This window comes from Streptomyces sp. NPDC101166, assembly GCF_044768125.1.
Lineage (GTDB): Bacteria > Actinomycetota > Actinomycetes > Streptomycetales > Streptomycetaceae > Streptomyces.
Map to the genome: position 1 here is coordinate 1 of NZ_JBIWPF010000393.1, position 1,016 is coordinate 1,016.

Annotated in this window: 2 protein-coding genes; one reads left to right on the plus strand and one right to left on the minus strand. The window is 66.5% G+C overall.

The annotated features are described in order from the left end of the window. Positions 1–278 (minus strand): hypothetical protein (locus ACIRS4_RS39360; RefSeq protein ID WP_404205254.1); only part of this gene is annotated, 278 nt, incomplete at its 3' end. Positions 279–287: 9 nt separating this feature from the next. Between ACIRS4_RS39360 and ACIRS4_RS39365 the strand changes: the two genes are divergently transcribed. Further along, positions 288–818 carry a TetR/AcrR family transcriptional regulator gene (locus tag ACIRS4_RS39365; RefSeq protein WP_404205256.1) on the plus strand — a complete coding sequence of 177 codons (531 nt, stop codon included), beginning with the start codon at positions 288–290 and terminating at the stop codon, positions 816–818. Positions 819–1,016 lie beyond the last annotated feature (198 nt).

Genomic DNA, 1,016 nt, shown 5'->3' on the forward strand with positions numbered 1-1,016 from the left:
CCGCCGAGCACGGATTCACCGATATCAGCCACACCATGGAAATCTTCGGCACCTGCCGCGAATGCTGCGCCGCGAAGGGCTGACCAGCCGGAATCCCGCCTGGCCCACACAAATTCGCAACGGATGGGACAGGGCTGACATGGCATTGTCAGCTTGTTGAGAACGAATATTCGTTTTAATTTGGGCGCATGCCCAGAGTCAGCGATGCACACCTGGAACGCCGCAGACAACAGATTCTCGACGCCGCACAGACCTGCTTCGCCCGCAAAGGCCTGCACGCCACCACCATGCAGGACGTCTTCGCCGAATCCGGGCTCTCCGCCGGAGCGGTCTACCGCTACTTCAAATCCAAGAACGACATCATCGAGGCCCTCGCCACCGAAGCCACCGTCGACCTGCGCGCCGCTCTCTCCGAAGCCGTCTACAGCGACCCGCTACCGACGCCGCCCGCCCTGGTCCGGCTGATGAGCGAGGACATCGTCAGGCTCAGCGCCCCCGGCGGGCCGGTGCGGGTCATCCCGCAGGCCTGGGCGCTGGCGCTCACCGACGCCAATATCGCCGATTACGTGCGCACCAATATCCTCGGCTTCCGCCGCCTGTGGTTCGACTACGCCAATCGCATGCGCGACGCGGGCTGGTTCCCGCCGGACGCCGACACCGACGCCATCGCCAAGATCTTCCTGGGGCTGCTGCCCGGGATCATCCTGCAGCATCTCATTCTCGGCGACGCCGATCCCGACACCTTCGCACGCGGCATCACCGAGATCCTGCCCGGCTATCGCGACGCCGCCGGGGAACCCGAAACCGCCCGGGCCTGAACCGATCCCGGGCGGCGACCCCCGTCAGGGCAGCAGACCCTGGCGGGCGCGACCCGCACCGGAGAGCGTCAACAACAGCAGGGTGGCCAGCGGCTCGTCCTCCAGCCCGGCGGCCGGGAAGGTATAGCGCAGGATCACATCCGCCAGCTTGTCGCGCGACACCACGGTCAGCGTGCCGAACTGGAGCGCGGCATTGCG

Coding starts and splice junctions, on each gene's coding strand:
- ACIRS4_RS39365 (WP_404205256.1), top strand. CDS start 288: ATGCAGGACGTCTTCGCCGAATCCGGGCTCTCCGCCGGAGCGGTCTAC.